Origin of the sequence: Ensifer meliloti, from assembly GCF_030064585.1 — a bacterium.
Lineage (GTDB): Bacteria > Pseudomonadota > Alphaproteobacteria > Rhizobiales > Rhizobiaceae > Sinorhizobium > Sinorhizobium meliloti.
Window position 1 is genome coordinate 804,728 of the sequence record NZ_CP120364.1, and the last position, 26,931, is coordinate 831,658.

Sequence of the window (26,931 nt, forward strand, 5' to 3'; positions counted from 1 at the left end):
CGATGCCGCTATTCTATGAAACCGAGGTCCGATCGCGGCTCCTGCTCGGAACCGCCCGCTATCCCTCGCCGGCCGTGCTCGCCGAAGCGGTGCGGCGGTCGGGCACCGATATCGTCACGGTCTCGCTCCGCCGCGAGACGGCCGGCGGGCGCCAGGGCGGCGCCTTCTTCGAGCTGATCCGCGAACTCGGCGTGCGCGTGCTGCCCAACACGGCCGGCTGCCATTCCGTCTCGGAGGCCGTGCTGACCGCCAGGATGGCGCGCGAGGTGTTCGGCACCGACTGGATCAAGCTGGAAGTGATCGGCCACCAGGACACATTGCAGCCGGACGTCTTCGGCCTCGTGGAGGGGGCTCGCATCCTCACCGGGGAAGGTTTCCAGGTCTTCCCCTACACGACGGACGACCTCGTCGTCGCCGAAAGGCTGCTGGAGGCGGGCTGCCAAGTGCTGATGCCCTGGTGCGCGCCGATCGGCAGCGCCATGGGACCGCAGAATGTGCAGGGCTTGCGCGCCATGCGCGCGGAATTTCCCGACGTGCCGCTGATCGTCGACGCCGGCATCGGCCGCCCGTCCCACGCGACGACGGTCATGGAACTCGGCTACGACGCGGTCCTGCTCAACACGGCCGTTGCCGGCGCTGCCTATCCCGCCGCCATGGCCGAAGCCTTCACCAAGGCGATCGATGCCGGCCACGCGGCTCACGGCGCCGGCATGCTGGAGCCGCGCGACATGGCCGTTCCATCCACCCCCGTTATCGGAAAGGCAGTCTTCTCGTGAAGCTCGATCCCTTCTATCTCATCGTCGACAGCGCCCAATGGATCGAACGGCTGGTGCCGCTCGGCGTCAAACTCGTGCAGCTCCGCATCAAGGACCGGAACGAGGAAGACATCCGCCACCAGATACGGGTCGCCAGGGCAGTCTGCTCCGCCCATGCATGCCAGCTGATCGTCAACGACTACTGGCAGCTGGCGATAGAGGAAGCCTGCGATTTCATCCATCTCGGTCAGGAGGATCTGGCGGAGGCCGATCTTGCCGCCATCCGTGCCGCCGGGCTCAAGCTCGGCGTCAGCACCCATGACGAGGCGGAACTGGCGAAGGCGCTCGCAGCCGAACCGGACTACGTCGCGCTCGGGCCGATCTATCCGACGATCCTCAAGAAGATGAAGTGGGCGCCGCAGGGGCTGGAGCGGCTTTCATGGTGGCGCGAGCGCGTTCACCCGCTCCCGCTCGTCGCCATCGGCGGCCTCAATACGGAGCGGATCGAAGGCGTCTTCGCGCATGGCGCCGACAGCGCCGCCGTGGTGACTGACATCACGCTGAATGCCGATCCGGAAGGAAGGACAAGGGAGTGGATACGGAAGACGGAGGCGTGGAGATAGCGGTAGCGCGGGGGGAGACGGCCCGGCCTCATGGGTCGAAGCAGCGATGCTTGACATTTGTCACATGTGATGAATTATGTCAGGGTTTCCGTCCGAAAGAACTCCATGCCGATCCGCGCCAACGATCAGATCATCCACAAGGCCGCCTGGCTCTACTATACGCATGGCCTGCGCCAGGATGAAGTCGCCCAACGTCTTGAAATCTCGCGTGCTTCCATCGCCATGTATCTGCGCAAGGCCCGCGAGATGGGGATAGTCACCATCACCACGTCGACGGAACTCTTCTCCGACGACGTCCTTGCCCGCGAGCTGGAGGACGCCGCAGGACTGACGAGTGTCTGGATCCTCCCCGAGGACCGGCAGGCCATGGACCCGGCCGTCGAGATGCCCGTGGTGGCGGCCTCGGTTTTCCTGGAGCTCATCAACAAGGGCGACAGGATCGGTGTCGCCTGGGGCCGCACCGTATATCACATAGCGGACGTCATGCCGTTTGCCGATCTTCGGGGCGTGTCGGTCGTGCAGCTCTGCGGCAATCTCGGCGCTCCCTACTCCTACCGCCCGGATCAGTGCACCACGGAAATCGCCCGCCGTCTCAATGCGGAAGGCATCAATTTCTATGCGCCCCTCGTCCTCTCATCCGAGCGGCTCGCCGAGGAGTTGCGCCGCGAGCCCGTCATCAGGGAGCAACTTGCCACGATTTCGGACTGCAAGCTCGCGCTCTACTCCGTCGGGGGCATCGAGGAGGATAGCCACCTCGTCAAATGCGGTGCCCTTTCGGCGAAGGACCTGCATGCGATGGGCAAAAGGGGGGCAGCCGGCGTCATCGCCGGACAGCTGATCGATCTCGACGGCCAGTGGATGGACTGCGCGCACAACCGACGCTGCATCTCGGCAGACCTCGACTCCATCCGCGCGATCCGGAAGCGCATGCTGGTGGTGCAGGAGGAAAGCAAGTTCGAGCCGCTGATGGCGGCTCTGAAGGGCGGGTTTGCTTCGCATCTCGTCGTTACCGCCTCGATGGCGCGACGGATCATGGACCGCTGGAGCCGCGATCATTGAATATGCGCGCCGAGCGTCCATCGGGACGCGCGGCGCACGTAATCAGGGCTTCGGCATCCAGGCCGGCATGGCGACGTCGGCATGCGCGAATTGCGGCAGCTTCACGCCGAGTTCTTCCATGTTCTTGATGTCCTGATCGCTGAGGTCCTTCTGGGTGATCAGCGTCGGGGGCACGATCACCTGCCGGCCGGGATTCTCGCCGGCAAGCAGCATGGCGAGCGAACGCACCGAGACCTGGCCGACGACGGCGGGATTGGTCGCCGCGGTCGCCACCCAGGCCGAGCCCACCTCCCGCATGGCGGCGATGTCCGAGGTCGAGATGTCGGCTGAGTAGATCTTCACGCTGGAGGAGAGGCCCGCCTCGTCGACCGCGATCTTCACACCCTTGGCGAATTCGTCATAGGGGGCGAACATCACCGTGATGTCCGGGTTGGCTGAAATCACGGAACGGGCCTGGTTGGCGACGGAATTGGCGATCGGGTTGTCCATGGTGCCGAACTGGGCAGCTTCCTCGATGCCGGAATATTTCTTCTTGAATTCCTTCCAGGTCTCGTCGCGGCGGTCGAGCGGGGCGATCCCGGCGACGTAGACGTAACCGGCCTTGAAGCTCTCGCCGTTCTCCTTGATCGCCTGTTCGAGGGCGAGACGGGCGAGGTCGCGGTCGGACTGTTCGATCTGCGGAATCTTCTCATTCTCGACATTCACGTCGAAGGCGACGACCTTGATGCCGGCATCGACCGCGCGCTGGGCAGCTTCCTTCATGGATTCCGTCAGGCCGTGCTGGATAATGATGCCATCCACTCCGAGCGCTATCGCCTGATCGACCATATCGGCCTGGAGCGCGGCGTCCTGACGGCTGTCGAAGATCTGAAGCTCAACGCCGAGCGCCTTGGCCTGCGCCTCGACGCCTGCGAGATAGGACTGAAAGAAGTCGCCGGTCGAAAGATAACGCACGAGCGCGATCTTCACGTCGCCGGGCTTGTCGAACGGCTTCGGCATGTCGGCGGCAAGGGACGGCACGGCAGAGGCAGCCGCGCCCATAAGCGCGAGCGTCCATCTGCCCAGGGTTCTTCGAGTTATGTCCATGTCAGTCTCCTCCACTGATGAACTTTGATGGTCCGCCGAGGTCTCCTCAGCGTTTGCCTCTTTTCGAGAGCGCAAAGGTAAAGATCAGGGCGACGACGAGCACGGCGCCCTTGATGAAATCCTGCGTGTAGTAAGGCGCATTCATCATCGTCAGGCCCTGCAGTAGGATCCCGACGAAAAGCGCGCCGACGGCCGTTCCGAAAGCGTTCGGCTTGGCCGCACCCAGCACGGCAAAACCGATCAGCGCGGCGGCGACGGCGTCGAGCAGCAGGTTGTTTCCGGAGGCGATATCGCCGCGGCCGAGGCGTGCTGCAAGCAGAATGCCGCCGATAGAGGCGAAGACGCCGGAAATGACGTAGGCCGAAATCTTGTAGGCATTGACCGGCGCCCCTGCGAGCGCGGCCGCGCGCTCGTTGGACCCGACCGCATACATTATGCGGCCGAAGCGGGTGTATTCGAGGAAGAACCAGATCGCTATGGCGAGCACCACGAGCACCACGACCGAGACCGGCACGAGGTTGGGCAGGACGAGATCGAAGCGGTGGCGCCCGAGCGCCAGGAAAGCCGGACTGAAAGTGCCGGTCGCGACCGAACCGTCGGGCAGCGTCATGCCCGCGGCAATCGAGCGGCCCTCGGTCGGGATGCGCTGAAGGCCGAGCAGCAGGAACATCATGCCGAGGGTAGCCAGAAGGTCCGGAACGCGCATGTAGACGATGATGAAGCCGTTGATCAGGCCGACGAGCGCGCCGACGGCGAGGCATACGAGCGCTGCCGTAAGCGCGTCGCCTCCCATCACCACCATAACATAGGAGGAAGCCATCATCGCCGTGGTGGCGACCGAGCCAATCGAGAGGTCGAACCCCCCGACGACAAGCGTCGCCGTCACGCCGAGGGCGAGAATGCCGGTGATCGACACGGATTGCAGAATGAAGACTGCGCTTTGAGGGGAGGCAAAACCTCCGGTTACGAGCGAGAAATAAAGAACCATGCCGGCGAGCAGCATGAGGAAGCCGTACTTGATCGCGGTCTCCCTGATGCCCCACGTGCCCGGAAGTACGGGGGCCGCGGCGGGTTTGCTCTGTTCACTGCTCATGATGCATGACCTGCTGATGGGATTGACCGGCGATCTCCGACAGCAGGCGCTCGACATCGACTTCAGTGTTTCGATGTTCGCCGACGATGGTCTGCTCCGACATGACGAGGATGCGGTCGGCGACCTCGAACGCTTCGTCGAGTTCGGTAAGGAAGAGGATGGTGGAACGGCCCGCGGCCGAGATGCGCAGCTTGTTGCCGATGTCCCGGCGCGCGGCGATGTCGACGCCCTGGAACGGCTCGTCGAGGATGAGCAATCGCGAAGGCTCGCAGAGCCAGCGCCCGACCATCACCTTCTGCTGGTTTCCGCCCGAAAGTGTCTGCATCTCGTCGCGTTCGTTTCGGCAGATCACGCCGAGCGAGGTGATCTGCCCGCGCGCCTTGGCCCTTTCGGCCCTGCGGCTGGATATGCCGCAGCGGGAGAGCTTGCCCAGAAACGGCAGGCTGATGTTCTCGTAGATGTTGAAATCGGGCACGATGCCGCTTTCGGCGCGGTCCTTCGCGACGAGGAAAACGCCGCGCGCAATCGCCTGACCGGTTGCCTTCGGCGCATAGCGCAATCCGTCAAGGGTCATTTCGCCGGCCAGCGGGGAGCGCGCACCAAACAGCGTTTCGGCAAGCGCCGTCTTGCCGACCCCCACTAGGCCGGTGACCGCGACGATCTCGCCGTCAAGGAGATCGAAATCGAAAGGCCGCGCATGGTCGGACAGCTTCAGGCCGCGCACCTTGAAGATCGGCCCGCCGGCCTTGTGCACCGCGATTTTGCCCGCCGAAACCTTGCGGCCCAGCATCGCGTCGACGGCGCCCTCATAGTCGAGATCGGGCCCGTCGAAACGGCCCGTGATCCGGCCATCGCGAAGCGAGACGATGCGGTCGGCGAGGCGGCGGATATCCGACATGCGGTGCGAGATATAGAGAATGGCGACGCCGCGTGCCTTTAGCCGGTCGACGAGATCGAAGAGGCGTTCCGCTTCGGCGCTCGAGAGGGAGGACGTCGGCTCGTCGAGGATAAGCACCTTCGGCTCATGCGACATCGCCCGGGCAATCGCCACCATCTGCCGGTCGGCAAGGGTCAGGTCGTTGACGTTGGCGGCAAGATCGATGGAGAGCCCCATATGGGCGGCGACCGCAGCCGCCTCGCGCCGGACGCGCCGCGGATTGAAGAAGAACCGCGAGCCACGTCCGTTCAGCCGGTCGAACGTCAGATTGGTTGCGACGTCGAGGTCGGCGACGACCCCATCATTGATGTTCTGGTGCACGGTGACGACGCCGGCGCGGATCGCCTCGGCAGGCGTCACCGGCTCGAAAGCCGCATCCGCAAGCGTGATCGCGCCGGAGTCGCGCGCATAGACGCCGGAGAGAATGCGCACGAGGGTGGATTTTCCGGCGCCGTTGGCGCCCATCAAAATCGTTACCGCGCCGGCCTCAAGATCGAGATCCACCCCTTGGAGAACCTGCACGGGTCCAAAGGATTTGCGCACGCCCTCGATGCGAAACACTGCCTGTCCGCTCATTGTCTCCTCCCGACGCTGCACGTTAGGATAGGCTTTCATCAAATGTCAAGGTCATTGACATTTGACAGAATGGTGCCTTAGCTGTGCCATGGCGGCGGGCGGTGGAGGCCGCGCCATCCGCAGGAGGAGGACGATATGGACAAGCAAGTCTTCGAGGCGCTCAGCGCCGAGTCATTGCCGCATCGGCTCGGCGGCAATTCCGCTCTCAGGGAGAAGATCGGCGGGGACGTTTCGCACTGGACCGTCAAGGAGATCGGCGACGGCAACCTCAACCTCGTGTTCATCGTCACGGGCAGCAAAGGCACGGCGGTCGTCAAGCAGGCCCTGCCCTATGTTCGCCTTGTCGGCGAGAGCTGGCCGCTGCCTCTGAAACGCTCCTTCTTCGAATACCACGCGCTGGTGCGCCAGGCTGCGCGTGCTCCCGGTATGGTGCCGGAGATTTTCTTCTTCGACGAGACGCAGGCGCTGATCGTCATGGAGTATCTGACACCGCACGTCATCCTGCGCCGCGCGCTGATCGATGGGCGCGAACTGCCCAATATAGGTTGCGATCTCGGCCTCTTCGCCGCCCGCACGCTTTTCCGCGGCTCGGACCTTTCCATGGCGACGCGCGACAAAAAAGCGGACCTGGCACTCTTTGCAGACAATGTCGAACTGTGCGACATCACCGAAAATCTCGTTTTCTCCGACCCTTATTTCGAAGCCGATCTCAACCGCCACACCGCGCCGCAGCTCGACCCGATCGTGATGGAGCTCCGCTCCGACCGCGACCTCAAGGTCGAGGCGCAGCGGCTGAAGCATCTCTTCTCCGCCAAGGCCGAAACGCTCTGCCACGGCGACCTGCATACCGGTTCGGTGATGGTCACGGACGCCGAGACCCGCGTCATAGACCCGGAATTCGCCTTCTACGGACCGATCAGCTTCGACGTCGGGATGCTTCTCGCCAATTTCTGGATGAGCTACTTCTCGCAGAGCGGCCAGGAGAGCACCACCGGCGCGCGCGACGGCATGCGCGCCTATCTGCTCGAGACGATCGAAACGATCTGGGAAACGTTCCGCTCCGAATTTGCCCAGCTCTGGCGGACCGAGCGCATGGGCATCCTCTACCAGGCGCGCGTTTTCGAGGACAGGAACGACCCGCTCGGCGCCGAGCAGGCGCTCAACATCGTCATCGACGATATCTGGCGCGAGATGCTGGGCTTTGCCGGAATTGAGATCCACCGCCGCATTCTCGGCCTCGCCCACAATGCCGATTTCGAAACGATTGCCGATCCCGACCGCCGCGCCGCCTGCGAAAGCAAGGCGTTGAAGCTCGGACGTCATCTCGCCGTCAATCGGCATCGCATCCACAGCCTCAGGGACATCCGCGCCACGGCGGAGCGGCTTCAGAAGGAGACACTCGCGTGAAAGTCGGAGACCGTCATTACCATACGATCTGGCTCAACGAGGATGGCCGCTCCGTCGACATCATCGACCAGCGCTGGCTGCCGCACGACTTGCGTGTCGTGACGCTGAAGACTGTCGCCGACGTGGCCCTCGCCATTCGCGACATGTGGGTGCGCGGCGCGCCGCTGATCGGCGTCACCGCCGCCTACGGCGTTGCCATCGCCATGACGAAGGACCCATCGGATGCGCATCTTGATGCCGTCTGGGACGAGCTTCACCAAACGCGGCCGACCGCCATCAACCTGCGTTGGGCGCTCGACGCGATGCGGGACCATCTGCGCCCGCTGCCGGAAGCAGGACGCGCGGACGCCGCCTACCAGCGCGCCACGGAAATCGCGGAAGAGGACATCGAACTCAACCGCGCCATCGGCGCGAACGGCCTCAAGGTCATCCGCCAAATCGCCGCCAAGAAGAAGCCGGACGAGCCGGTTCGCATCCTCACCCACTGCAATGCCGGCTGGCTGGCGACCGTCGATTACGGCACCGCGACGGCGCCGATCTACATGGCGGTCGAGGAAGGCATACCGGTGCACGTCTATGTCGACGAGACGCGGCCGCGCAACCAGGGCGCCTATCTCACCGCCTGGGAGATGAGCAGCCATGGCGTGCCGCACACGCTGATCGTCGACAATGCCGGCGGCCATCTCATGCAGCACGGCGACGTGGACTTGGTGATCGTCGGCACCGACCGCACCACGGCCAATGGCGACGTCTGCAACAAGATCGGCACCTACCTCAAGGCGCTCGCCGCACGGGATAACGGCGTGCCCTTCTATGTCGCTCTGCCGTCGCCGACGATCGACTGGACGGTCCATGACGGGGTCAAGGAAATTCCGATCGAGGAACGGCCCGGCGACGAGGTGAGCTTCGTGCAGGGACGCGCGTCCGACGGCTCCATCGCCAGCGTGCGCATCTCGCCGGAGGGCAGTCCCGCGGCAAATCCCGCCTTCGACGTGACGCCCGCACGCCTGATCACCGGCCTTATCACCGAGCGCGGCATCGCCACGCCGTCACCGGAAGGGCTTAAAGCGCTCTTCCCCGAACGGCGTTGAGACGATGCCGCGACCGGACGGCAGTCAGACCTCTATGCTGCGCCGCGAGGCCACGACATAGAGCCCGCTCGCGAGGGTCGCGACAGCGCAATAGGTGATGGCGCCGAGCGGGCCGAAGCTGTCCACGAAGAGCCCGCCGAGGACAGCGCCGCTGGCGATGCCGACCTGGAAGGTCGCGACGATGAGGCCGCCCGTGCTTTCCGCATGGTCGGGGGCGGCTCGCACCATCCAGGTCTGGACGGCGACGGGCAGCGCCCCGAATGCGAAGCCCCAGAGGGTCACCGCCACGGCCGACACGACATCGAACGAACCGAAGGTCACGAGGGTGAACGCCATCGCTGCGATGAGCAGCGTTCCGAGGCTCACGGCCGCCGTGATGCTGCGTTCGATGATGAGCCCGCCGGCGAGATTGCCGAAGAAGCCGCCGGTGCCGTAAGCCAGCAGGATCAGCGAGATCGCCTCGATGCCGAATTCCGGGACGTTTTCGAGGAACGGGCGCACATAGGTGAAGCCGGCGAAGTGGCCCGAGACGAAAAGCAGGACGGTGATGATCCCGATGCGGATGCTCGGCATGCGCATCAGATCGAAGAGGAGCTTCAGGCTCGGCGCCGATTGCGGCGGCAGCCGCGGTATGGTCGCCATCTGCACGATCAGCGTTACGGCACCGACCGCCGCAGCCATCAGGAATGCGGCGCGCCAGCCCCAGAGATCGCCGATATAGGCGCCTATGGGCGCCGCGCAGACCGTCGCCACCGAGACGCCGGTGAAGACGATCGACATGGCACGCGGCACGAGCGACATCGGCACGAGACGCAAGGCGATTGCCGCCATCATCGACCAGAAGCCGCCGAGCCCGATGCCGAGGACGACGCGTGCGGCAAGGAGCATGGCGAGATTGGTGGCGAAAGCCGCAAGCAGGCTGGAGGCGATCAGCGCCAGGGTGAAGCCCCAAAGCACGAGCCGGCGGTCGAACCGGCGCGTGGCGATGGCGATCGTCAGCCCGGCAACCGCGCCGACGACGGCGGTCGCCGTCACCGCCTGGCCGGCCGTGCCCGTGCTGATACCGAGATCGGCGGCCATCGGCGTCAGAATGCTGACGGGGAGGAATTCTGCGGTGACGAGGCCGAACACGCCGAGCGCGAGGGAGCCGACCCCGGCCCATGCCGGATCGATTCGCTCCTCGCTTTCCGGTATGAACGTGGCGTCCAGAGTGGTCGCTGTATCTGTCATAAGAGCGGTCTCCTTGAGAGGGTCCGGCTTAGATAAGGCGTGACGCCCTGGACATTCCATGCTAGAAATTCCGCAATGCTTGATCATTCGTCCAAAACATCGTCTTCCGCTTCGGAGGATTTTCTCAGCGAACTCCTGCGCGGACTGCGCCTCGACGGCGTCGACTACGTCCGTTGCGAATTGACCGCCCCCTGGGGAATTTCATTTCCGGCGCAGGAGGCGGCGCGCTTCCACTTCATCTGCGGAGACTGCTGGCTGCGGGTGGCCGACGGAGACTGGATCGAACTGAAGCGCGGCGATGCCGTGCTTCTGCCGCGTGGCGGCGCGCATGCGCTGGCGAGCGCGCCCGGCGAGAAGCTGTCGCCGCTCGAAGCCTATTCGGTCGAGGAGGTATGCCATTGCGTCTACGACGTCTGCGGCGGCGGGCGCGGCAAAACCACCATCCTTTTCTGCGGCAGTCTGCGGTTCAACATGGATGCCATGCATCCGTTGCTGCGCATGATGCCCGACGTAATGCGCATCGACGCCCTGACGGCCAGCGAGCCGGCGATCCCGCATATGCTCGACGCCATGGCGCGGGAAGTCGGCGCCAGCCGCGTCGGCTCCGGCGGCGTGCTGGCGCGGCTCGCCGACGTGCTCGCGGCGCTCATCATCCGCTCCTGGGTGGAGCACGGATGCGGCAATACGAACGGCTGGGTGGCGGCGGTCCGCCACCCCGGGCTCGGCCGCGTGATCGCGGCCATGCACCTCGATCCGGAAAAGACCTGGACCGTGGATTCCCTCGCCAAGCTCATGGGCGCCTCGCGCTCCGGCTTCGCGCAGCAGTTCGCCGCCGTGGTCGGCGAGACGCCGGCCCGCTATCTCACGCAAGTGCGCATGCACCAGGCACGGCAATGGCTGACCCGCGACCGCATGCGCATCTCCGTGGTTGCACGCCGCCTCGGCTATGACTCGGAGGCCTCGTTCAGCCGCGCCTTCAAGCGTGTGATCGGCCTGCCGCCAAGCCACTATCGCGGCTCCGAACCGCCGGAGGCGCCGACATTCGCCGTCGGCGAGGGGTGAGGGAGAGGCAAAGAAGACCTATCCTGGAAGTGCTTTAGGGCGGCCACTCCTCGGCTGTCCATTCCCGCACGGTGTGGATGACGCGCAGGATCATGACGCTTTGGCGGCCGCCGTGATTCATCAGTGCATATGCGATTACATAGGGCAAGCGGGTGACGGACTTCTCGTACGTGCCGATCACCCGCCCCGGCCTCCCGGTCGCCATCTCGCCAAGTGCTGCAGCCGTGTCGCGAACCCGTCCCGCCACTCTTGCCGCTGAGTCCGGATCTTCCCGTGCAATGAAGAGAACCTGATCCTTGAGGTCGTCCAGAGCTGCACGCGACCACTGAACAGGCCGCCTCAAACTTTGTCGCCCTTACCGGTCTCGGCCTTCCGGATCACGTCGAAAATTTCAGCCATGGCCTCTTCATGCGGAACGAGGCGGCCAGCTTCGGCATCGGCCATACCGCGCTTGATCCCGTCGATGATTTCAAGCTCCCGGTCCACATAGGCAGCTACCGCTTCGCCCGCGAGGAAGGAGCGGCTACGCGAAGTGGCGCTAGCGATCCGATCGAGCTTCTTCTTTAGCTCGAGGCTGACCCGAATGGTCATAGTGGTGCTGACGGGCATAATGTTATCCTGTATTCGGTTGTGTACATGTTAACACATGATGCCGAATCGGTTCAAGGCTATGCCTCTTCGGAGGACGGAGCGCTCACCATTGGACCAAGTCATCCCACATCTCGTCGTAAGCTTCGCGCTGAAGTGGCTTACTTGCCGCCCCACCAATGACGATCCCGTGCTTCTCTCGAAGCCGTCTTGCCGTCTCCAATGGCTTTTCCCAATTGCGACGGCGGTCGATAGCCTCCTTCATGGCGGTGACGATCGCCTCTCTTATGCTGAGACCGGCCATACGGGCGAACGTGCGCGTCAAAGCATCCGCCTGGGGGTCGTTGATATTGATCGCCATCGCAGCAGCCCATTCAGATCGCATTCGCTGATGATGCGGGCACTATCCCGTGCAAGCAAGCTCGCGAGGCGACGGCATGAGAACGCGGCCTGATCCCTCTACCGCAAACGCCGCCCGTCTTCGGCGAAGAACCGCCTTCGGTCATCGGGCACGGCGAAAGAAAGTTTTTCCCCCGCCTGCCAGTTCGGGCCCTCGCGCTGTTCGACGACGAGGCTCTGGCCGTCTTCGAGCTGGCAATAGAGGTAGCGCGTTCCGCCGAGATACTCCGAGAACTCGACCTGGGCAGCGATCCGTTCCGGCCCCGGCTCCGCCACCGCGATATGTTCAGGCCGTATGCCGAGAAGCAGGCGCTCGCCGTGCTTCAGACTGCCGCCGTCGATCGCTGCCTCGAGTGTGGTCTCGCCGACCCGGATCGTACCGTCCCCCTGCCATTCCGCATCGAGGAAATTCATCCGCGGCGAACCGATGAAGCCTGCCACGAACATGTTGGCCGGGTCCTCGTAAACGTCGCGGGGGCTGCCGGCCTGCTCGATCCGGCCGTCCCGAAGCACGACGATCTGATCGGCCAGCGTCATCGCTTCCGTCTGATCGTGGGTGACATAGACCATCGTGTTGCCGAGCTCGCGGTGCAGGCGGGCAATCTCGATGCGCATCGAGACGCGCAGTTCCGCATCGAGGTTGGAAAGCGGCTCGTCGAACAGGAAGACGTCGGGCTTGCGCACGATCGCCCGGCCGATCGCCACGCGCTGGCGCTGGCCTCCGGAAAGCTGGCCGGGCCGTCGCTCGAGCAGATGGTCGATCTTGAGGATGGCCGAGACCTGCGCGACGCGGCGCGCGATTTCGGCCGGGTCGGTTCGGGTCATCTTGAGCCCGAAGCCGAGATTTTCGCTGACGCTCATATGCGGGTAGAGCGCGTAGGACTGGAAGACCATGGCGATGCCGCGCTCGGAGGGGTCGAGGTCTGTCACGTCCCTGCCCTTGATGGCGATCTCCCCTTCGGTCACCTCTTCGAGCCCCGCGATCATGCGCAGCAGGGTGGATTTCCCGCAGCCTGACGGGCCGACGAAGACGACGAAATCGCCTTCCTCGATCGTCAGGTCGATGCCATGGATAACCTCCAGGCCGCCATAACTCTTGCGTATGTCGCTGAGCACGACACTCTTGTTGCTGATGCCGTTCGCCATCCTGGATGTCGCCTACTTGTCCGCCTGGACCCAGACGAGCATCTCGCCCGGCGCCCGGTTGTCCCAGAGATGATAGGGCACGAAGCGCGCTTTGTGCGGGCGGCGCCCGGCTGGTGCCTCCCTGTAAAGCGCATTGCCCCAGTCCTCCGTTTCCTCGCGCTCGACGGAAATGTCGATGGCGACCGCACCGTTCAGATCGTCGAGCACGACCGCCTCGGCAGCCGGCAGTTCGCGGGGAAGCACGATCGCGTTCAGGTCCTCGCCATTGTCCGTGGCCTCGACGCAGTAGACGAGCGGACCGCGCATCAGCGCCACGCGGCCGACGTCCTGCCGCACCTTCGGATTGGCATATTGCGGCCGAAGCGCCAGCGGCAGGTAAAGCGCCACGCGGTCGCCGTCCGACCATTCGCGTTCGATGCGGGCATAGCCGCCGGTCAGATGCGCCGAGAGATCGAGCATCGTACCGTTGACGCTGAGCGTCGCGCCCGCCGCCCATTCCGGTATGCGCAAGGACAGCTCGAATTTCGCCGGCCTGTCGAGCTTCGTCGTGAAGGCGATCGCCCCCTCCCAGGGATAGTTGGTCTCTTGCCTGAGCTCGACCTCGGCGCCGCTCGCGAGTTTCAGCCGCGCCGTGCTTTCGCCGTAGAGATGGACGGCGATCTCGTCCTCCGCGACCGCATACATATAGGAACCGATCGAGGTCACGAGCCGCGCGATATTGGGCGGGCAGCAGGGGCAATGATGCCACTTCCATCGGTGGTGCCTGCCGGTGCTTTCGAGCGGATTGTCGTAGAAGAAAGTCCTGCCGTCGATGGAAAGGCCCGGCAAGGCGCCGTTATAGAGCGCCTGCTCCATGATGTCGGCATAGCGGCGGTCCGGGCCGCGGCCGAGCATGCGGCTCGCCCAGAAGACGAGGCCGACGGAGGCGCAGGTCTCGGCATAGGCCGTGTCGTTGGGCAGGTCGTAATAGCAGGTGAAACCCTCGTTCGAGGCTGCCGGACCTATGCCGCCGGTGATGTACATCTGCTTCGTGGTGAGGTCGTCCCACAACGTTTCCAAGGCCGCCGTCAGGCTGTCGTCCCTGTATTCGGTCGCGATATCGGCCATGCCGGAATAGAGGTACATCGCGCGTACGGCGTGGCCGACGACCTTCGTCTGTTCGCGCACCGGCTGGTGCGCCTGGCCGTATTCATAGGTCTTCTGGATGAAGCTTTCCGGATCGCGGCCGTCGCGTCTGGCTTCCTCGGTGAAGAAATGCGGCTCGGTGCCGCGCTCGTCGATGAAGAACTTCGAAAGGTCGAGATACTTCTTCTCGCCCGTCACGCGCGCAAGCTTGACGAGCGCGAGCTCGATCTCCTCATGGCCGCAATAACCAGGGATCTGCCCTTCGCCGCGCCCGAAGACCGTGATCATGTAGTCCGCAAAGCGGCACATGATGTCGAGAAGCTTGCGCTTGCCGGTCGCCTGGTAATAGGCGACGGCAGCCTCGATCAGATGGCCGGCGCAATAGAGCTCGTGGTGGTCGCGCAGATTGGTCCAGCGCCTGTCGGGCTGCACGCGCTGGAACCAGGCATTGAGATATCCGTCCTCGTCCTGCAGCTTCTCGTACATGTCGATGATCCGGTCGGCGCGCGCCTCGAGTTCCGGATTGGGGCGGCGGTAGAGCGAATAGGCGATCGTCTCGATCGACTTGCCGAGGTCTGAGTCCCAGAACATCTGCGTGGTACCGCCCCAGGGTTGGATGGGGATGACGATCCCCGGGCTCGGCTGACTGACGTCGATCGCCTTGATCATCCCCGCCTCGACGCAGCGGTCGAGCAGGGTTTCGGCGGTGGATCGGCAGACGGCATCCTGCCATTTGCCCCAGAATCCGCCGAGTTCGACATCGGGAACGGCAACGGGGCGGAACTGGCGGTCTTTCACGGTCTTTGTCATGAGGTCGCTTTCTCTCGGATCATTTCACCGCGCCGGCCATCAGCCCGCGCATGTAATAGCGTTGCAGAAGAAGGAAGACGAAGAGGCAGGGAACGACCATCACCGCGACGCCGGCCTGCACCGCGCCCCAGTTGATCGCGCCGAGACGGCCGGCGCGCACGGCGGTCATCAGAACGGGAAGCGTGTAATTGTCGTTGCTGGACAGGAGGACGAGCGCGGCAAAAAATTCGTTCCAGGCATTGAGGAAGGCGAAGATCGACACGGTCGCAATCCCGGGCATGACCAGCGGCAGCAGCACCCGGACGAGAAGTTTCAGGTCGCGGGCGCCGTCGATGCGCGCCGCTTCCTCGATCTCCTTCGGCACGGCATCGAAGGCGTTGCGCATCATGAAGACGGAAAAGGGAAGCTGCAGCGTCACATAGACGAGCATCAGCCCGACGAGCGAATTGTTGAGCCCGAGCCGCGCCAGAATGATGAAAAGCGGCGTCAGGATCGATTGGAACGGGATCATCAACGTCGCGATGATCAGTACGAAGAGCGCGTTCTTGAACGGGAAGCGGTAGCGGGAGAAGCCGTAGCCGGCGAGCACGCTGACCGCGACGGTCAGGACGACCGTTCCGATCGACACGATGAGCGAATTGAACATGTGCTGCCAGATGCCGGCACCGAAGCTGTCGAGCGCCCGGTAGGCGTCGAAACTCAGCCCCGAGATCGGCCATGGCGGCAGCGGCGGCCTGCCGGATTCGCTGTTCGGCCGGAAGGAGGCAAGAAAGGAAACGGCAAAGGGCGCCAGGAAGAAGAAGGCCGTGCCGATGCCGATGCCGTGATAGACGATCCTGTCCCGGAGCGCCTTGCGGGCGCGGATTTCGCGGCGCGTCCTCATGGGCGTTCATCCCCCACCTTGAGCAGCCAGAGTTGGACGACGCTGAGCGTCACCAGGATCAGGAGGAGCGCGATCGACAGTGCCGCGCCGTAGCCGAGATTGAAGGACACGAAGGACTGGTTGAAGATATAGTAGACGACGGAGATCATCTTGTTCTGCGGACCGCCGCTGGTCATGATGTAGAACTGGTCGAAGGCGAGGATCGAGCCGGTGACCGAAAGGATGAGCGCCAGCGCCATGGTCCGGCGCATCAGGGGCAGCGTCAGGTGGCGGAAGCGTTGCCAGCGGCCGGCGCCATCGATGCGCGCGGCCTCTGTCAGTTCGGCCGGGATGGCCTGCAGCCCGGTCAGCAGGATGATCATGGTGAAGCCGGCGATCTTCCAGACGACCATGACGATGATCGTCAGAAACGCGGTATCGAACTTGGCGAGCAGGTTGATCCGTCCGGAGGTCAGGCCCAGCATATCGAAGAGCGGCGCGAAGAGCCCGCTGTCGACATTGGCGAGCCACACCCAGAGCAATGAGGCGGACGCGAGCCCCACCACGACAGGCAGAAAGACGATGGTCCGGTAGAGCGAGACCAACGGCCTCTGTTTCTCCACGAAAATCGCCAGCGGGAAGGCGACCGCGAAAATCGCTATCGTGACGATCAGGGTATAGTGGGCGGTGAAACCGAGCGCGTTGAAGAACCGCGCATCGGTGAACATCCGCGTATAGTTGCGCAGGCCGATCCAGGCCGGCTCGCCGAGCAGCGGCCATTTGTGCAGGCTCATCCACAGCGTGAACAGCACCGGCAGCACGAAGAAGAGCGTGACGAGCGCCATGGCGGGCGCGATATAGATGAGGCCGCGCCATCCGGCTTGCCGCTTCGGGCGTCGCCGGCGGGTGGCGGATGTGAGTGCTGACGTCGTCATGGATGCGCTTTCAAGGGTTTCGAGGCATCGGCGGCAGGGGGGAAACACCCTCTCGGCATATTCATGTTCGCGGGTTGGCGCAGGCCCTGCTTCTTGCCGATCTCCCCCTTGTGGGGGAGATGCCCGGCAGGGCAGAGGGGGGTGTCCCCCATCCGCCATTCACGAAGCAGCACACCTTTTCGTGCCAGCCTCACTGCCCCGCGTCGATGATCGACTGCATCTCGTCTTGTGCGTTCGAGAACGCCCCGTCGACATCGTCGCCGTAGATCGCGGCATTGGTGAAGGTCGCCCAAGGCCCGTTGGCGCTGTTGATCAGATCGTTGAACTGCAGCGTATAAGGCGTCTGGGCGACGGCGATCGCCTCCATGCCGACCTTCAGGCGCGGGTCGAGGCCCTCGAGCACCTCATTGGCGATGTCGCCGCGGGTGGGCAGGCTGCCGAATTTCGCCATGATCTTCTGGCCCTCCGGCGAATAGGTATATTCGAGGAATTCCTTGACCTCTTCGAGCCTCGGCGTTCCCTTGGTGACGACGAAGTTGTCGCCGCCGGCAAAGGAGGACGGCTTGCCGTCGACGCCGGGGATCAGCGTCACACCGAAATCGATCTCCGGATGCTGCGTCACCAGCGTGCCTATGGCGAACGCGCCGAGGCTCTGCTGGCCGATCTTGCCATTGGTGAAGCTGAGGAAATTCACGCCGTTGTCGCTCGCGGCACCCGCAGGAACGAGGTCCTTCTCGACCATGTTGCGGTAGATGTCGACGGCCTTGCGCATCTGCGGCGTATCGAGCGTCGCGGTCTTGCCGTCGGCCGAAAGGATGTCGGCGCCCGCGCCCCAGGTCAGCGGCGTGAAGGTGAAGATCATGCAGCCGCCGCAGCCGCCGCCGGAGAAGTAGAAGCCGTAGGTGTCGCCGCCGAGCGCGCGGATTTTCTCGGCATTGGCGGTGATCTCCTGCCAGGTCTTCGGCGCCTTTTCGGGGTCGAGGCCGGCCTTTTCGTAGAGGTCCTTGTTCCAGGCGAAGATCGAGGTCTCGACCGTGAGCGGCAGGCCGTAGATCTTGTCCTCATAGGTGCCGAGCTTGACATGCGAGGGCGAGAGCGAATTGAAGTAGGGCAGCGCCTTCGACCAGTCGGTGAGGTCTTCCAACTGACCGGCGGCGGCGAAAGCCGGCGTGTAGATCAGGTCGAGCGAAAGCGCGTCTGGCGCCTGGCCGCCGGCAATCGCAGTGGCATATTTCTGCACGAGCTCGGCAAAAGGCACTTCGGTGAGCTCCACCTTGTTCTCGTGACCTGCATTGTAGGCCTTGACGACTTCCTTGAACGAGTCGCCGATACCCGAGCGGACCCACATGCTGATCGTCTCGGCCGAAGCGGCCGAAATCATGCTGGCCGATATGAGGGCCGTCGCTGCCATCAGTTTCTTGAACATTTCGCATTCCTCCCAAATGCGGGGCCACCTCGGGTGAACCCCATCTCCTCAATCAGTTCTGTCGTCCCCCGCCTCCGCAGGAGTCCCGTACGACAAGCCTGCAGGGCAGCTTGCGCAGGCCGGGCTCGATCGTCCGGCCCTCCGCAAGCGCGAGCACCATCAGCCCGGCCTCCCGCCCAAGCTCCTTCAGGTTCATGTCGACGGTCGTCAGCGGCGGCCGCGTCTGCGCCGCCATGATCTCCCAATTGTCGAAACCGATGACGGAGACATCCTCCGGCACCCTCACGCCGCGTTCGCGCAGCGCATCGACCACGCCCCGGGCGATCTGGTCGTTGCCGCAGAAGATGCCGTCGGGCCTTTCGCCGCCCGTATTCCAGATGCGGTCGATCGCCTCGTGACCCCAGGCCTCCGACCAGACTCCATGCAGGACCGGCGCCCCACCGCCCGCAACGGCCCGAAATGCCTCGGCGCGCTCGACCGCGGAGGTGAATTCCAGCGGGCCCGTGATGTGCAACAACCGCTTGCGGCCCATCTTCTTCAGCCGTTCCGCCGCCAGCCTCGCACCGTGACCGTCGTCGGAAGTCAGCGTCACGCTGCCGGGCTCGCCCTTGGTGAAAGCATAGACGACCGGCACCGGCAGGCCGGCGAGATCGACCGGGAGAGACCTGTCGACCCGCTTGCCTGTCGCGATGATGCCGTCCACCTGCTTGTCCAGCATGGCGTCGACATGAATTTTCCCAAGCGCCGGGTCGTCCTCTATGGCGCACAGGAAGACCGATACTCCATGATCCACCAGTGCTTCCGAAACCCCGGCCATGACCGGCAGCGTGAAGCGCCCATAGGTGTCGTTCGTCAGAAGGCCTACGGTGAAACTGCGGTTGCTCAAGAGCCCCCGCGCTAGCGCGTTCGGCCGGAAGCCGATCTCCGCCGCGAGATTCTTGATCCGCTCGCGCGTGTCGGCAGCCATGCGACCATTGTCGTTGAGAGCCTTCGAAACGGTCGAAACGCTCACGCCGGCGACCCTCGCCAGATCGTGAATGGTGACCCGATGCCCCTTGCTGCGCTGTGAATTCAGTTTCGCCTCCTCCCGAGAGTCACATGAGAAAACCTTTTCTCAATGCGAGAGTCAAGCTGAGAAAAGGTTTTCTCACCAGATGAGTATGATTTTCGCGAGTGGTGTGGGCGACGAAGGTGGCAGCAGCTTGCCCCTCACCCTAACGCTCTCCCCGCGCGCGGGGAGAGGGGACGAGTACGACGCTGCCGCGAGTCCCCTTCGCCCCGCCTGCGGGGAGAAGGTGGCCGGCAGGCCGGATGAGGGGGGGTGCTGGCGTTTAAGCTTCAGATCACAATGATTTTAGTTAGAGCGGGATGCGGGCGGAAAACCACACATACTTTTCCTCGTCCCGATCGTCAGGAGAAACTGAGCGGCCGATCGCCCTGTTCATCCTTGATGCGGGTCGGCAGGCCGATCCGGTTGAGGATATCGAGGAACGGCCGCGGGGGCAGTTCTTCCACATTCGCCATCTGCCTGGCGTCCCACTCGCCGCTGGCGATCAGCATGGCGGCCGCCACCGGCGGAACGCCGGCCGTGTAGGAGATGCCCTGCGAGCCCACTTCTTCATAGGCTTGCCTGTGGTCGGCGACGTTGTAGATGAACACCTCGCGTTCCCGGCCGTCCTTGAGGCCCTTGACGAAATCGCCGATGCAGGTCTTGCCCTCGTAGCCGGGCGCGAGCGACGCCGGGTCGGGCAGGACCGCCTTCACCACCTTCAGCGGCACGACTTCGAGGCCCTCGGCGGTCTTGACCGGCTGCTCGGACAGGAGGCCCAGGTTCTTCAGAACCGTGAAGACGTTGATGTAATGGTCGCCGAACCCCATCCAGAAGCGCACATCGGCCCCGTCCATGTTCTTCGACAGCGAGTGAACCTCGTCATGTCCGGTCATATAGGCCTGGCGCTTGCCCACGACGGGCAGGTCGAACTCCTTGCCGACCTCGAACATCCGGTTCGTCTGCCAGGCACCCTTCTGCCAGGAATAGACCACGCCGGTAAATTCGCGGAAGTTGATCTCCGGATCAAAATTGGTGGCGAAATACTTGCCGTGGTTGCCGGCATTGATATCGACGATGTCGACATCCGTGATCTTGTCGAAATATTCGTCCTTGGCGAGGCGGGCATAGGCATTGACCACGCCCGGGTCGAAGCCGACGCCGAGAATGGCGGTGATGCCCTTCTCCTTGCACTCGGCGGCGCGCTTCCATTCATAGTTCCCGTACCACGGCGGCGTTTCGCAGATCTTGTTCGGCTCCTCATGGATCGCCGTGTCCATATAGGCCACACCCGTGTCCATGCAGGCGCGCAGCACCGACATGTTGACGAAGGCGGAGCCGACATTGATTACGATCTGAGAGCCGGTGCTGACGATCAGCGCCTTCGTCGCCTCGACGTCGAGCGCGTCGAGCGCATGCGCCTCCAGCTTCACCTCGGTCTTCAGGCTCTTCTTTTCGCGTACGGACTCGACGATCTTGCGGCACTTGTCGACCGTGCGTGAGGCAATATGAATATCTCCCAATACATCGCTGTTCTGGGCGCATTTGTGCGCCACGACCTGTGCCACGCCACCGGCGCCGATGATGAGAACGTTCTTTTTCATTTCGGGGGATATCTCCTTCTACCCGTCTTGCTTGCGTGAAGCCTCAGGAGAGGCTCTGCTCGTAGTCCGCGTAGGTGAATTCGCGGACGGTCCTGACGCTTCCGTCAAGTTCCCTGATGGCGATCGCCGGCATCTTCACGCCGTTGAACCAGTTCTTCTTGACCATCGTGTAACCGGCGGCGTCCTGAAACGAGATGCGGTCGCCGACCTTAAGCTCTTCGGCGAAGCGGAACTCGCCGAAGACGTCGCCGGCGAGGCAGGACTTGCCGCAGATCATGTAGCTATGCGACCCCTCGTTCGGCAAAACCTTGGCGGTCTCGCGATAGATCAACAAGTCCAGCATATGCGCCTCGATCGAACTGTCGACGATGGCGAGATTCTTGCCGTTGTAGAGCGTGTCGAGCACCGTCACTTCCAGCGTCGTGCTCTTCGTGATCGAAGCTTCGCCCGGCTCCAGATAGATCTGAACGCCGTAGCGGTCGGAAAATGCCCTGAGGCGCGCCGAAAAGGCGTCGACCGGATAGTCGTCCCCGGTGAAGTGGATGCCGCCGCCGAGGCTGACCCAATCGACGCGGGCGATGAGCGCGCCGAACCTTTCCTCGATCTCGCCGAGCATCCGGTCGAAGAGGCCGAAATCCTTGTTCTCGCAATTGTTGTGGATCATGAAGCCGTTGATCCGGTCCATGACGCGCTCGACCTTCGGCACGTCCCACTCGCCGAGGCGGCTGAAGGGACGCGCGGGATCGGCGAGATCGAAGCTCGAGGAACTCACCTGAGGGTTGAGCCGCAGTCCGCGCGCGATGCCCGCCGCCTTGTCGGCAAAACGCTCCAACTGCGAGATCGAGTTGAAGATGATCTTGTCGGCGTGAGAGACCACTTCGTCGATCTCGTTGTCACCATAGGCGACACTATAGGCATGGGTTTCCTTGCCGAACCGCTCGCGGCCGAGCCTCACCTCGAAGAGCGAGGACGACGTGGTGCCGTCCATAAAGTCGCGCATGAGGTCGAAAACCGACCAGGTGGCGAAGCACTTCAGCGCCAGCAAAGCCTTGGCGCCGGATTTCTCGCGCACATGGGCGATCCTTTCCATGTTGCGGGTAAGCTTGGCTTTGTCGATGAGGTAGTATGGGGTCTCGATCAAGGCAGGACCTGTCTGTTCTTAAATCCGAAACGGTCCTCCTAGGAAAACGTGACCGTTTGCGCAACCCGGCTCGGCCTGCCGAGACAAAATGCCCGCCCCGTGGCCCCGGGGGGCGCCCGTCAAAGGAAGCTGCCTCGCGAGGCAGCCCGGAGCAGCGGGTCGCAAGGGGGATCGGCGAGCCCCGCCTCCGCAAGCCCACTCAGCGCCCCCGCGACCTTGTGAAGGCCGTGCGCCTCGGCATGATGCATCAGCCCGCCCCGCCAGCGCGGAAAGCCGTAGCCGTGGATCTCCACGAGATCGATATCGGAAGCCCTCAGAGCCGTTCCGTCTTCGAGAATCCGCGCAGCCTCGTTCACCATCGGCCAGAGGATGCAGCCGACGATGGACGCCTCGTCCCAATCGCGCCGGGGCCAGCCCCGAGCCTCCTCCGCGATGATGCGGGCGACCGTCGCGGAAGGCCATGGCGTGCGGTCGCCCGGCGCGTAGTCGTACCAGCCGCCGCCGCTCTTCTGCCCGAAGCGCTCGATCGCCGAGAGGCGATCGGCAACCGGCGCAAAAGTCGTCTCGCCGCGGGCACGGGCGGCACGGCGCTGGAAGGCGGCGATATCCAGCCCGCCGAGGTCTTGCGCCTCGAATGGTCCCATCGGCAGCCCGAAGGCGCGCATGGCGGCATCGACGGCGGCCGGTGTCGCGCCGCTGAGCAGCAGCCGCTCGGCCTGGGCCCGCGTCACCTTGAGAATCCGGTTGCCGATGAAACCGTCCGAGATACCCGCGCGTACGGGGATTTTGTTGAGCATCCGCGCCAGCGCGAAACCGGTCGCCAGCACGTCGGGCGCCGTCGCTTGCGTGGGCACGATTTCGAGAAGCTTCATCACCTGCGCCGGGCTGAAGAAATGCAGCCCGAGAAACCGCTCCCGGCTCCCGATGTCCGCGGCGATCCGTTCGGGATCGAGATAGGATGTGTTCGTCGCGAGAATGGCGTCAGCGCGACAGACGGCGGCGAGCCTTCGAAAGACATCGCGCTTCACGTCCAAATCCTCGAAGACCGCCTCGATGATCAGATCCGCCTCCGCGATCGCTGTATAATCCGTCGAGCCCGTGACGCCTGCAAGGCGCTCGGCCGCAAGCCCGGCGGAGATGCGCCCGCGTTTCACCGCCCCGTCGAAGATTGTGCGCAGCCTGGCAAGCGCCCGTTCCACCGCCGCCTCGTCACGCTCGACCAGGACGAGCGGAAGACCGGCGTGAAGCAGCGCCGCGGCGATGCCGGTTCCCATGGTGCCGCCGCCGATCACCGCCGCCGAACGGATCGGGCGCGGCTCGATGCCGGCAAGCGCCGGTGGGCGCCGTGCGGCGCGCTCGGCGTGAAAAACGTAGCGCAGGGGATTGCCGGTGGCGACGACGGCGATCCCGCCTCTATGCACGATGCTGAGGGGCACGATGCTCGTCCTCCGTGCGGGGCATGATTGACCGGCCGATCGGTCCATGCAAGGCTTTTATTGGCGAGGCCCAGAGGGTGCAGGGAGGAAACATGCCCGATTCCGACACCGTACTGTCGGCGCTTGAGGCCGGCGTCTTGCGCCTGACGCTCAACCGGCCCGACAAGCTCAACGCCTTCAACGAGGAAATGCATCTCGCACTGCGCGCCGGCTTCGAGCGCGCCCGTTCGGACGACGATGTGCGTGCCGTGATGCTGACGGGAGCGGGGCGCGGCTTTTCCGCGGGCCAGGACCTCGGCGACCGCGATCCCCGCAAGGGCGGCGCACCGGACCTCGGTCGCACGATCGAAACCTTTTACAACCCGCTCCTGAGGCTGATCCGAAGCCTGGAGAAACCGGTCGTCTGCGCCGTCAACGGAGTTGCCGCGGGGGCCGGCGCCAACATCGCGTTTGCCTGCGACATCACGCTTGCCGCCCGTTCCGCCCGCTTCATCCAGGCCTTCGCGAAAATCGGACTGGTGCCCGATTCCGGCGGAACCTGGAGCCTGCCGCGGCTCGTCGGCGAAGCGCGCGCCAAGGCGCTGGCGATGACGGCCGAACCGCTGGACGCGGAGACGGCAGCGAGCTGGGGCCTGATCTGGCGCGCCGTCGACGACGCGGCGCTGATGGACGAGGCCTCCGCGCTCGCCGTTCGGCTCGCTGCCGGGCCGACCAGGGGGCTCGGTCTGACCAAGCGCGCGATCCAGGCCGCCGCCACCCATTCCTTCGACGAACAGCTCGACCTCGAACGCGACCTGCAGCGCGAAGCCGGCCGCAGCGCCGACTATGCAGAGGGCGTGACAGCCTTCCTCGACAAACGCAACCCGGAATTCAGGGGTCGGTGACGAGCGGGCGGTGTCGGAGCCAGACGAGCAGTCCTACTCCCCAACATCCCGCCCCGTTTCGGCGACCGTCTTCAGCCGATGGGCGAATTCCCGCCGAAGTGTGCGGCGCAGCTCGGCCGCCTGGTGGCGGCGTTTTTCGGTTGCCGTCTCCGGGTGGTACTCCGGAACCGTGACGGGCCGGCCCGCATCGTCGACGGCGACCATCGTGAAATAGCAGGAATTGGTGTGCCGCCGCGTGCCCGCCCGGATGTTTTCCGCCTCCACCCTTATTCCGACCTCCATCGAGGTGCGGCCGGCATAGTTGATGGCCGCGCGGAAGGTGACGAGTTCGCCGACATGGATCGGCTCCTTGAAGATCACCTGGTCCACGGAGAGCGTCACCGCATACTGCTTGGAAAAGCGCGACGCGCAGGAGAAGGCCACCCGGTCGAGCAGGTTCAAAAGCGCGCCGCCATGCACCTTGCCGCTGAAATTCGCCATGTCCGGCGTCATCAGAACGGTCATCACCAGATGCCGCGTCTCCTGCTCCGTCATCATTCTTCCCCGCTTCCGGTCTTCGCCACCATCGTCAATACATCATATTGGGCGACGGTTGCGCCAGTCTGGTTGGTGACGCGGCAGTCCCATCGCACCTCCCCATAGTCGGAGTTTATTCGCGGACTGATCTCCTTGCAGGTGAGCCGGACCTGAAGCGCATCGCCGGGATAGACGGGCGTCAGGAACCGCAGCCCGTCGACGCCGTAATTTGCGAGCACCGGCCCCGGGGCGGGATCGACGAAGAGACCGGCGGCCAGAGAGACGACGAGATAGCCATGCGCGACCCGGCCGTCGAAGAACGGATTGGCGCGTGCGGCCTCCTCGTCCATATGCGCGTAGAAGGTATCGCCGGTAAATTCGGCGAAGTGCTCGATGTCTTCGAGCGTAACGGTGCGCGTCTCCGTGACGATCTGGTCGCCGACCCGCAGCTCGGCGAGCGACTTGCGGAACGGGTGCTCGCCCGGGGACCGCGCCGGCGCACCCTCCATCCAGCGGCCGGTGACGGCAGCGACGAGGCCCGGCGCGCCCTGGACGGCCGTGCGCTGCATGTAGTGCCTGACCCCCCGCATGCCGCCCAGTTCCTCGCCGCCGCCGGCCCGGCCGGGGCCGCCATGGACGAGACCCGGCAAGGGCGAGCCGTGCCCGGTCGACGATTTCGCGCTCAGGCGGTTGCCGATCATCACGCGGCCGTGGAACGGCGCCATGCCGATCACCAGCTCCCGCGCAATATCGGGATCATTGGTGAAGACGGAGGTGACGAGGCTCCCCCTTCCGCGCCTGACGAGGTCAACCGCCTCTTCCGCCGTATCATAGGGCATGACCGTGCTCACGGGGCCGAAGGCCTCGACGTCGTGAACCGACCGCGCTGCGTCGGGACTATCGCAATAGAGAAGAACGGGATTGAGGAAAGCCCCCGCCTCCGCATCGCCGGAGACAAGCTGCGGTCTTGCCGGATCGCCCGCAACGATCTCTGCATCCGTGGTGAGATCGAGGATGCGCGCCCTCACCTCTTCGCGCTGATCACGGCTTGCGAGCGGCCCCATCCGCACGTTCTCGTCGGCGGGATCGCCGAGCGGAACCTTGGCAAGCCGCTCGCCGAGAGCGGTGATCAGCGCGTCGCAATGGGCCCGCGGGGCGATCACCCTGCGAATGGCCGTGCATTTCTGCCCGGCCTTCGACGTCATCTCGCGGGCGACTTCGCGGACGAAAAGACCGAACTCCTCCGCTCCAGGGGCCGCATCGAGCCCGAGAACCGCCGCATTGAGGCTGTCGGCCTCCATGGTGAAGCGCACCGAATTACCGACGATCGCGGGATGGGTCTTGAGCTTGCGCCCGGTCGTGGCCGAGCCGGTGAAGGTCACCACGTCCTGGTCGCCGACATGATCCAGAAGATTGCCCGGGGAGCCGCAGACGAGCTGGAGCGCCCCTTCCGGAAGCAAACCGGTGTCGACGATCCGCCGTACCACCAGCTCGGCGAGATAGGCGGTTTGGCTCGCAGGCTTGACGATCGCAGGCATCCCCGCCAGCAGCGTCGGCGCGAGCTTTTCGAGCATGCCCCAGCAGGGAAAGTTGAAGGCATTGATGTGCACCGCGATGCCCTGACGCGGCGTCAGGATATGCTGGGCGGAAAAGGTGCCATCGCGCGACAGCGCCTCGACGTCGCCGTCGAGGAGCACATGGCTGTTCGGCAGTTCCCGCCTGCCCTTCGAGGCGTAGGAGAAAAGCGTGCCGATGCCGCCTTCGATATCGATCCAGCTGTCCGGGCGCGTGGCGCCGGTGGCGGTGGACAGCGCATAGAATTCCTCCTTGCGCTCCATCAGTGCCTGGGCAAGCGCCTTCAGCATCATCGCCCGTTCGTGGAACGACATGCGGCGGAGCGCCGGCCCGCCCTTTTCGCGTCCATAGGCAAGCGCAGCAGCGAAATCGATGCCGCTGGAATCGACGAGCGCCACCGGCGCGCCGGTCGCAGCGTCGCAAAGGGTCACGCCGTCCTTCGATCCGCGCATCCAGGCGCCGGCGATATAGCTTTCGAGCCGGCGCGGCCGGTCCGCCACTACGTTCATCGGATGGT

25 protein-coding genes are annotated in these 26,931 nt (G+C 64.3%); 7 read left to right on the forward strand and 18 right to left on the reverse strand.

Annotation, left to right across the window (positions count from 1 at the left end):
* Positions 1–2: 2 nt before the first annotated feature.
* The 3 genes from PZL22_RS03655 to PZL22_RS03665 all read left to right on the forward strand — a co-directional run bounded on the left by PZL22_RS03655 (position 3) and on the right by PZL22_RS03665 (position 2,437).
* On the forward strand, positions 3–776 hold the full coding sequence (locus tag PZL22_RS03655; RefSeq protein WP_284718152.1) for a thiazole synthase: 774 nt from the start codon (positions 3–5) through the stop codon (positions 774–776).
* Positions 773–1,378: a thiamine phosphate synthase gene (locus PZL22_RS03660; protein WP_003529412.1), complete on the forward strand. Its 606-nt coding sequence runs from the start codon at positions 773–775 to the stop codon at positions 1,376–1,378. Before PZL22_RS03655 ends, PZL22_RS03660 begins: the two co-directional genes overlap by 4 nt.
* 69 nt (positions 1,379–1,447) lie before the next feature.
* The gene (locus PZL22_RS03665; protein WP_127613861.1) at positions 1,448–2,437 is read left to right on the forward strand and encodes a sugar-binding transcriptional regulator; all 990 of its coding nucleotides are present in this window, start codon (positions 1,448–1,450) and stop codon (positions 2,435–2,437) included.
* A 42-nt stretch (positions 2,438–2,479) separates the two neighbouring features.
* Here PZL22_RS03665 and PZL22_RS03670 read toward each other — a convergent pair whose 3' ends face one another.
* Genes PZL22_RS03670 through PZL22_RS03680 form a run of 3 tightly spaced genes read right to left on the reverse strand, consistent with a single transcriptional unit; the run spans position 2,480 to position 6,129 of the window.
* Positions 2,480–3,523: a substrate-binding domain-containing protein gene (locus PZL22_RS03670; RefSeq protein ID WP_033048645.1), complete on the reverse strand. Its 1,044-nt coding sequence runs from the start codon at positions 3,521–3,523 to the stop codon at positions 2,480–2,482.
* Between the two features lie 46 nt (positions 3,524–3,569).
* Positions 3,570–4,616 (reverse strand): ABC transporter permease, encoded by a 1,047-nt coding sequence (locus PZL22_RS03675; RefSeq protein ID WP_003529409.1) that lies wholly within the window; start codon positions 4,614–4,616, stop codon positions 3,570–3,572.
* Complete coding sequence (locus PZL22_RS03680; RefSeq protein WP_003529408.1) at positions 4,606–6,129, reverse strand: sugar ABC transporter ATP-binding protein; 1,524 nt, start codon at positions 6,127–6,129, stop codon at positions 4,606–4,608. Before PZL22_RS03680 ends, PZL22_RS03675 begins: the two co-directional genes overlap by 11 nt.
* 135 nt (positions 6,130–6,264) lie before the next feature.
* Between PZL22_RS03680 and mtnK the strand changes: the two genes are divergently transcribed.
* Positions 6,265–7,536: an S-methyl-5-thioribose kinase gene (mtnK, locus tag PZL22_RS03685; RefSeq protein ID WP_003529407.1), complete on the forward strand. Its 1,272-nt coding sequence runs from the start codon at positions 6,265–6,267 to the stop codon at positions 7,534–7,536.
* Complete coding sequence (mtnA, locus tag PZL22_RS03690) at positions 7,533–8,627, forward strand: S-methyl-5-thioribose-1-phosphate isomerase (protein ID WP_284718153.1); 1,095 nt, start codon at positions 7,533–7,535, stop codon at positions 8,625–8,627. The genes mtnK and mtnA overlap by 4 nt, the downstream gene beginning before the upstream one ends.
* Positions 8,628–8,651: 24 nt before the next feature.
* On the opposite strand, the gene PZL22_RS03695 is transcribed toward mtnA, so the two are convergent.
* Positions 8,652–9,857 (reverse strand): MFS transporter, encoded by a 1,206-nt coding sequence (locus PZL22_RS03695; RefSeq protein WP_003529405.1) that lies wholly within the window; start codon positions 9,855–9,857, stop codon positions 8,652–8,654.
* 75 nt (positions 9,858–9,932) lie between these two features.
* Between PZL22_RS03695 and PZL22_RS03700 the strand changes: the two genes are divergently transcribed.
* Positions 9,933–10,919, forward strand: a complete 987-nt coding sequence (locus PZL22_RS03700) for an AraC family transcriptional regulator (RefSeq protein ID WP_003529403.1) — start codon at positions 9,933–9,935, stop codon at positions 10,917–10,919.
* Between the two features lie 34 nt (positions 10,920–10,953).
* On the opposite strand, the gene PZL22_RS03705 is transcribed toward PZL22_RS03700, so the two are convergent.
* From PZL22_RS03705 to PZL22_RS03760, 12 genes are all read right to left on the reverse strand, one after another.
* A complete protein-coding gene (locus PZL22_RS03705) occupies positions 10,954–11,262 on the reverse strand; it encodes a type II toxin-antitoxin system RelE/ParE family toxin (protein ID WP_284718154.1) in 309 nt (102 codons plus the stop codon).
* On the reverse strand, positions 11,259–11,528 hold the full coding sequence (locus tag PZL22_RS03710; protein WP_003529399.1) for a CopG family ribbon-helix-helix protein: 270 nt from the start codon (positions 11,526–11,528) through the stop codon (positions 11,259–11,261). Before PZL22_RS03710 ends, PZL22_RS03705 begins: the two co-directional genes overlap by 4 nt.
* An 85-nt stretch (positions 11,529–11,613) precedes the next feature.
* On the reverse strand, positions 11,614–11,868 hold the full coding sequence (locus tag PZL22_RS03715; protein ID WP_003529397.1) for a type II toxin-antitoxin system VapB family antitoxin: 255 nt from the start codon (positions 11,866–11,868) through the stop codon (positions 11,614–11,616).
* Between the two features lie 98 nt (positions 11,869–11,966).
* Entirely contained in the window at positions 11,967–13,052 is a 1,086-nt protein-coding gene (locus tag PZL22_RS03720) for an ABC transporter ATP-binding protein (protein WP_003529395.1), read from the reverse strand.
* 12 nt (positions 13,053–13,064) lie between these two features.
* Positions 13,065–14,987, reverse strand: coding sequence for a glycoside hydrolase family 127 protein (locus PZL22_RS03725; RefSeq protein ID WP_003529393.1), 1,923 nt, complete (start codon positions 14,985–14,987; stop codon positions 13,065–13,067).
* Positions 14,988–15,006: 19 nt separating this feature from the next.
* Complete coding sequence (locus PZL22_RS03730) at positions 15,007–15,870, reverse strand: carbohydrate ABC transporter permease (protein WP_003529391.1); 864 nt, start codon at positions 15,868–15,870, stop codon at positions 15,007–15,009.
* Positions 15,867–16,784, reverse strand: coding sequence for a carbohydrate ABC transporter permease (locus PZL22_RS03735; protein WP_003529388.1), 918 nt, complete (start codon positions 16,782–16,784; stop codon positions 15,867–15,869). Before PZL22_RS03735 ends, PZL22_RS03730 begins: the two co-directional genes overlap by 4 nt.
* Positions 16,785–16,974: 190 nt before the next feature.
* Positions 16,975–18,210, reverse strand: coding sequence for an ABC transporter substrate-binding protein (locus PZL22_RS03740; protein ID WP_003529386.1), 1,236 nt, complete (start codon positions 18,208–18,210; stop codon positions 16,975–16,977).
* 52 nt (positions 18,211–18,262) lie between these two features.
* A complete protein-coding gene (locus PZL22_RS03745; protein WP_003529383.1) occupies positions 18,263–19,222 on the reverse strand; it encodes a LacI family DNA-binding transcriptional regulator in 960 nt (319 codons plus the stop codon).
* Between the two features lie 398 nt (positions 19,223–19,620).
* On the reverse strand, positions 19,621–20,862 hold the full coding sequence (locus PZL22_RS03750; RefSeq protein ID WP_003528009.1) for a saccharopine dehydrogenase family protein: 1,242 nt from the start codon (positions 20,860–20,862) through the stop codon (positions 19,621–19,623).
* A 43-nt stretch (positions 20,863–20,905) separates the two neighbouring features.
* The gene (gene nspC / locus PZL22_RS03755) at positions 20,906–22,003 is read right to left on the reverse strand and encodes a carboxynorspermidine decarboxylase (RefSeq protein ID WP_284718155.1); all 1,098 of its coding nucleotides are present in this window, start codon (positions 22,001–22,003) and stop codon (positions 20,906–20,908) included.
* A 119-nt stretch (positions 22,004–22,122) separates the two neighbouring features.
* Positions 22,123–23,439 (reverse strand): 3-hydroxyacyl-CoA dehydrogenase family protein, encoded by a 1,317-nt coding sequence (locus PZL22_RS03760; protein WP_284718156.1) that lies wholly within the window; start codon positions 23,437–23,439, stop codon positions 22,123–22,125.
* 92 nt (positions 23,440–23,531) lie between these two features.
* Between PZL22_RS03760 and paaG the strand changes: the two genes are divergently transcribed.
* The gene (paaG, locus tag PZL22_RS03765; protein ID WP_003528003.1) at positions 23,532–24,323 is read left to right on the forward strand and encodes a 2-(1,2-epoxy-1,2-dihydrophenyl)acetyl-CoA isomerase PaaG; all 792 of its coding nucleotides are present in this window, start codon (positions 23,532–23,534) and stop codon (positions 24,321–24,323) included.
* A 33-nt stretch (positions 24,324–24,356) separates the two neighbouring features.
* Here the strand turns inward: paaG and PZL22_RS03770 are convergent, their stop codons facing one another.
* Together PZL22_RS03770 and paaZ are read right to left on the reverse strand one after the other, a co-directional pair.
* Positions 24,357–24,857, reverse strand: coding sequence for an acyl-CoA thioesterase (locus PZL22_RS03770; protein WP_003528002.1), 501 nt, complete (start codon positions 24,855–24,857; stop codon positions 24,357–24,359).
* Entirely contained in the window at positions 24,857–26,923 is a 2,067-nt protein-coding gene (paaZ, locus tag PZL22_RS03775) for a phenylacetic acid degradation bifunctional protein PaaZ (RefSeq protein WP_248448021.1), read from the reverse strand. The genes PZL22_RS03770 and paaZ overlap by 1 nt, the downstream gene beginning before the upstream one ends.
* Positions 26,924–26,931: the final 8 nt, after the last annotated feature.

What these genes read in the sequence shown, in the direction of transcription:
- PZL22_RS03655 (WP_284718152.1), top strand. Translation starts at nt 3, where the DNA reads ATGCCGCTATTCTATGAAACCGAGGTCCGATCGCGGCTCCTGCTCGGA.
- PZL22_RS03665 (WP_127613861.1), top strand. Translation starts at nt 1,448, where the DNA reads ATGAATTATGTCAGGGTTTCCGTCCGAAAGAACTCCATGCCGATCCGC.
- PZL22_RS03670 (WP_033048645.1), bottom strand. Translation starts at nt 3,523, where the DNA reads ATGGACATAACTCGAAGAACCCTGGGCAGATGGACGCTCGCGCTTATG.
- PZL22_RS03675 (WP_003529409.1), bottom strand. Translation starts at nt 4,616, where the DNA reads ATGAGCAGTGAACAGAGCAAACCCGCCGCGGCCCCCGTACTTCCGGGC.
- PZL22_RS03680 (WP_003529408.1), bottom strand. Translation starts at nt 6,129, where the DNA reads ATGAGCGGACAGGCAGTGTTTCGCATCGAGGGCGTGCGCAAATCCTTT.
- mtnK (WP_003529407.1), top strand. Translation starts at nt 6,265, where the DNA reads ATGGACAAGCAAGTCTTCGAGGCGCTCAGCGCCGAGTCATTGCCGCAT.
- PZL22_RS03695 (WP_003529405.1), bottom strand. Translation starts at nt 9,857, where the DNA reads ATGACAGATACAGCGACCACTCTGGACGCCACGTTCATACCGGAAAGC.
- PZL22_RS03700 (WP_003529403.1), top strand. Translation starts at nt 9,933, where the DNA reads ATGCTTGATCATTCGTCCAAAACATCGTCTTCCGCTTCGGAGGATTTT.
- PZL22_RS03710 (WP_003529399.1), bottom strand. Translation starts at nt 11,528, where the DNA reads ATGCCCGTCAGCACCACTATGACCATTCGGGTCAGCCTCGAGCTAAAG.
- PZL22_RS03715 (WP_003529397.1), bottom strand. Translation starts at nt 11,868, where the DNA reads ATGGCGATCAATATCAACGACCCCCAGGCGGATGCTTTGACGCGCACG.
- PZL22_RS03720 (WP_003529395.1), bottom strand. Translation starts at nt 13,052, where the DNA reads ATGGCGAACGGCATCAGCAACAAGAGTGTCGTGCTCAGCGACATACGC.
- PZL22_RS03725 (WP_003529393.1), bottom strand. Translation starts at nt 14,987, where the DNA reads ATGACAAAGACCGTGAAAGACCGCCAGTTCCGCCCCGTTGCCGTTCCC.
- PZL22_RS03730 (WP_003529391.1), bottom strand. Translation starts at nt 15,870, where the DNA reads ATGAGGACGCGCCGCGAAATCCGCGCCCGCAAGGCGCTCCGGGACAGG.
- PZL22_RS03735 (WP_003529388.1), bottom strand. Translation starts at nt 16,784, where the DNA reads ATGACGACGTCAGCACTCACATCCGCCACCCGCCGGCGACGCCCGAAG.
- PZL22_RS03740 (WP_003529386.1), bottom strand. Translation starts at nt 18,210, where the DNA reads ATGTTCAAGAAACTGATGGCAGCGACGGCCCTCATATCGGCCAGCATG.
- PZL22_RS03750 (WP_003528009.1), bottom strand. Translation starts at nt 20,862, where the DNA reads ATGAAAAAGAACGTTCTCATCATCGGCGCCGGTGGCGTGGCACAGGTC.
- paaG (WP_003528003.1), top strand. Translation starts at nt 23,532, where the DNA reads ATGCCCGATTCCGACACCGTACTGTCGGCGCTTGAGGCCGGCGTCTTG.
- PZL22_RS03770 (WP_003528002.1), bottom strand. Translation starts at nt 24,857, where the DNA reads ATGACGGAGCAGGAGACGCGGCATCTGGTGATGACCGTTCTGATGACG.
- paaZ (WP_248448021.1), bottom strand. Translation starts at nt 26,923, where the DNA reads ATGAACGTAGTGGCGGACCGGCCGCGCCGGCTCGAAAGCTATATCGCC.